Origin of the sequence: Tetragenococcus muriaticus DSM 15685, from assembly GCF_000423785.1 — a bacterium.
In the GTDB taxonomy this organism is placed as follows: Bacteria; Bacillota; Bacilli; order Lactobacillales; family Enterococcaceae; genus Tetragenococcus; species Tetragenococcus muriaticus.
On record NZ_AUIQ01000088.1, the window covers coordinates 1 to 4,460 of the forward strand.

The 4,460-nt window shown below is 33.9% G+C and carries 5 protein-coding genes and 1 pseudogene; all 6 read left to right on the plus strand.

From position 1 onward, the window contains the following. Positions 1-155, plus strand: a 155-nt coding sequence (locus tag G577_RS11940) for a transposase (protein WP_211219230.1), incomplete at its 5' end; no start/stop codon positions are given. Between the two features lie 395 nt (positions 156-550). Beyond that, positions 551-964 (plus strand): RbsD/FucU family protein, encoded by a 414-nt coding sequence (locus tag G577_RS0110025; RefSeq protein WP_028791050.1) that lies wholly within the window; start codon positions 551-553, stop codon positions 962-964. Positions 965-1,015: 51 nt separating this feature from the next. Beyond that, a complete protein-coding gene (locus tag G577_RS0110030; protein ID WP_038027757.1) occupies positions 1,016-1,630 on the plus strand; it encodes a KpsF/GutQ family sugar-phosphate isomerase in 615 nt (204 codons plus the stop codon). Positions 1,631-1,640: 10 nt separating this feature from the next. Continuing rightward, positions 1,641-2,573 (plus strand): ribokinase, encoded by a 933-nt coding sequence (gene rbsK, locus G577_RS0110035; protein WP_028791052.1) that lies wholly within the window; start codon positions 1,641-1,643, stop codon positions 2,571-2,573. A gap of 51 nt (positions 2,574-2,624) precedes the next feature. After that, the gene (gene fucP, locus G577_RS0110040) at positions 2,625-3,929 is read left to right on the plus strand and encodes an L-fucose:H+ symporter permease (RefSeq protein ID WP_028791053.1); all 1,305 of its coding nucleotides are present in this window, start codon (positions 2,625-2,627) and stop codon (positions 3,927-3,929) included. 344 nt (positions 3,930-4,273) lie between these two features. Then, a pseudogene (locus tag G577_RS11505) lies at positions 4,274-4,460 on the plus strand (IS1380 family transposase); the annotation flags it as partial.

Consider the following 4,460-nt stretch of genomic DNA (forward strand, 5'->3'; position numbering starts at 1 on the left):
CCACAGTGATTGACACGATCCGCTTTCAACTCTTCCATATCGCAGGAAGAGTCACGGAACATGCGCGAAAAATTCAAATTCACCTTTCTAGTACCAACGTTTATAACACGCTTTTCTGGGAAGTCCTTACGCGAATCCAGCGCTTGAATCTTTAACTTATTCTCTTCACTCTTTCCTTATAAAAAGCGTATTTTCCACCTTCTAGGAAGACCTTTACCCTTTTTTAGCGTTCTACAGTAGTTCTTTCCTGTGTTTGGTTCAAAAACGATAGCAAAAATAGAAAATAACACGAACAACAACCCTGTTGACCGGCCCGTTTAGTTATCCACAAATTTTTAGAAATCATTCAGGATATATAATAATTCTAAAAGTGACATAGGTATCTATATCGAATTGTATTTTCATTTAATTGTTAGCGCTTTTTTCAATTGAAAGGGGTGATTAGAACTAAATAAGATATTTTCTTGACAGCGTTATCATAAGGTGATATTTTATTTTTGTAAGATAGAAATCGATTTCTATAAAATAATATTTAAGAGGAGAGAAAATTATGTTAACTACAGAACTATTACATCCGTCAATTTTACGAGCTTTAGCTAATTGTGGACATGGAGACAAGATATTAATTACAGATGGGAATTATCCATTAGATTCTGATGTAAATGAAAATACGGAAAAAATTTATTTAGCATTAAAATCTGATCTTCCAAAAGCAACAGAAGTGTTGAAAGTACTAAATACTCAGATAAATTTTGAGAAAGCTGAAGTTATGTCACCTGATGAGGGAGAACAACCAGCAATCTATGAAGAATTTAAGGAAATTCTAGATACAGGTGAATTAAGTGAACTTGGTCGTTTTGATTTTTACGATGTATGTAAAAATGCGAGCAATTTAAAATTAGGAATTAATACTGGTGAAACTAGAACTTTTGCTAATATTCTTTTAACTATAGGAGTAAGATAAAAAATTTTTGACTTTTTAGAAATCGATTTCTATCAAACTTATAAGGAGAAAATGAAGATGGAAGATATTGAAATTATTAGAAAAGTGATGAAAGCTGAAATATCATCAATAAAAAAACAGGAACAACAGTTAAATTCTAATAAGGAAGAATTTAACTTAATTATTAAGGAAATTTTGACGCTTAAAGGGCACTTAATAATAATGGGCGTCGGTAAGTCTGGGCACATAGGGAAAAAATTAGCAGCTACTTTTGCAAGTACAGGTACGCCTTCATTTTTTATCCATGCAACAGAAGCAATGCATGGAGATTTAGGTATGATTACTAAAGATGATTTAGTAATCATTATTTCAAATTCTGGAGAGACAAGTGAAGCTCTTGCACCTATTGATGCTATTCATCGAATTGGTGCAAGGATTATTGCCTTAACCGGTCAAGAACATTCGACATTGGCTAGAAAAAGTGAATTTCTTTTAGAAGTACAAGTTGATCGCGAAGCAGATACATTTAATTTAGCTCCAACAAATAGTTCTACGAGTGTTTTGGTGGTAGGCGATAGTTTAGCACTTGCTATATCGGTACTAAAAAATTTTACTGAAGAACAATTTGGAATGTATCATCCCGGTGGGGCATTAGGAAGAAAGTTAGTAGAAGAAGGTAAATTATAGGAGGAAAATCATGAAAAAAATATTAATCATCGGTAGTTTTATAACCGATCTTGTAGTGAAATCAGAACGTTTTGTTGAAGAAGGTGAAACGATTATTGGCGAATCTTTTCATCAATTTACTGGCGGTAAAGGGGCTAACCAAGCTATAGCAGCGGCAAAATTGGGTGGAAATGTGGAAATGATTGGAAAATTAGGGGCAGATAAGTTTGGCGAAGATCAAATAAAATCTTTGAGAGAAAATAATGTTAAACATGATAATGTTTTGTTTACTAACACTGCTAGTTCTGGAATAGGAAATCCTCATATAAATGCACAAGGTCAAAATAGAATTGTTATTATTCCTGGAGCCAATTCAGAATTTTCAACTGAAGATGTACAGGGATTCGAAAGTGCTATTAGAGGGGCGGACATTTTAGTATTACAATTAGAACTACCGCTTGAAACAGTTTATGAAGCAATAACAATTGGAAACAAATATGGTAAAACGATCATTTTAAATCCAGCTCCTGCTGCTGAATTAGATCCAAAATATGCGCCATTTGTTACTTATATAGCTCCTAACGAACATGAAGCAGCAGTTTTAACAGACATCGATACAAGTAGTGATATAGGAGTGAGAGAAGCTGCTAGTAATCTGCTAGAACAAGGTTATCAAAATGTTATCATAACTCTCGGTCAAAATGGTAGTTATTTTAAAAATAAAGATAGTGAATTGCACACTCCTGCTTTTAGCGTTTCACCTGTAGATGTAACTGCAGCTGGAGATACCTATATTGGAGCCCTGGCCTACGGCTTAGCACAAAATAGTCAAATTACTAAAGCTTTGACATATGCTTCTGCAGCAGCTTCGCTTTCTGTAACAAAAATGGGAGCGCAACCATCACTACCTACCAAATCTGAAATTGATCAATTTTTAGAGAAAACAGAGAAAATTAAAAAATAACTAATTTACTAATGGAAGTAATAAAATAACCCTGAATGAGGTGGTTTCGAAATGAATAAACAAGGTTGGGTAGAACAACCAGATGGCTATTTGAATAAAGTCCCTATATTACAGTTTATTTTAGTTACGATTTTGTTTGCTATGTGGGCGATTGCAGCGAGTTTAAATGACATTTTAATTACTCAATTTACAGCGGTTTTTGATTTGAGCGGTTTTGCAGCTGCGTTTGTAAAAACAGCATTTTATGGAGGATATTTTGTCATTGCTATACCGGCCTCAACATTTATTAAAAAAAGTAGTTATAAATTGGGAATAGTAGCTGGGCTAACAGCCTTTGCTCTTGGATGTTTCTTGTTTTTCCCTGCAGCAAGGCTGTTTGCTTATCCAGTTTTTCTTTTTGCTCTTTTTGTTGAGGCAATCGGACTTAGTTTTCTTGAAACTTCAGCAAATACGTATAGTTCATTATTAGGCCCTCGCTCTTCATCCACAGTGCGTTTAAATGTAAGTCAGACAATGAACGCTATCGGTAATATCATAGGTATTTTTTTGGGGAAGTATTTAATATTTACAGATGATAATCTAACACAAAAAATGTCAGATTTAAGTAAAAGTGCAGCTGAAGAATATGGACGCCAAGCTTTGGCACGGACGATCTCACCGTATAAATATTTACTCATTGTTTTAGCTATTTTGATCATAATCTTTGCATTAACAAAATTCCCATCAGGCAAACCGAAAAAGAAAGAATATGAAAAAAATGTAACTTTTGCGGAAACAATGAACTATTTAAAAGATAAGAAAGAATATTGGCAAGCTGTTATTACACAATTTCTTTATGCGGGTGTTCAAACGAGCGTCTGGTCGTATACCATGATTTTAGCGCTTGAAATGTTTCCGCAGTTTAATGAAAGAACAGTTTCAAATTTTATGCTATATAGTTATATATGCTTTTTTGTTGGTCGTGTATCAGCCAGTTATCTATTAGCTCGATTCTCTGAGACCAAGGTATTGCTAACCTATTCCTCTTTAGGAACATTAGCAGTTTTATATGCTACATTAGTGCCAAATGTATCAGCCGTTTACGCTGTAATAGGTGTGAATCTATTTATGGGACCATGTTGGCCAACGATCTACTCTAGAGCACTAGATAAAATTGATGATAAACGACACACGGAGACTGCTGGAGCATTTATTGTTATGGCCTTAGTTGGTGGAGCTATATTACCAGCACTGCAAGGTCTATTATCTGATTATACAAATATCCAATTTTCCTTTATTTTAGTAGCAATTGAATTCCTATGTGTAGCTCTTTACTTCTTTAAAGAAAGAAAAGGAGAAACTAAGAAACAAGATTGATAAAATACATCTGTTTCTTAGCTGAAACTGGTTAAAAAGGCAAAAATCTGGTGGGCAAAGGGCTCGCCAGTTTTTTATTTTAAATAATAATCGGTGAAATTTCTAATTAATTAGAGATATAATTGATCAAGATTACTTAACTGGAGTTCTAACAATCAATAAGTGTGTATATTATGATATAATATTTTACCTGAATGATTTATAAATTTTTCCAAGAATGATTCAATCATTGGTATGCTCATTTTTCTAAAAGTTTAGTTGCTTCACCTTCTGGGTGTACAAAAAGAACGCACTTCGTGTTATTGTAAAGTCGACAAAACATAACAATAAAGGAGTGCGTTCTTATGTCTATTACTTTACAACAAAATTCTCTTACATTCAATGAGCAAAAAGTCATCTCAATAGCCAACGACGGTGGTACCTTAACCAATGACGCGGGGCTCGTCTTACTTTCGGAGTTTCTAAATCAAATTCATTTTGATTCACTGTTAGCGCAATACGTTCATATTCCAGAGCATCGTTTCTTCGCCC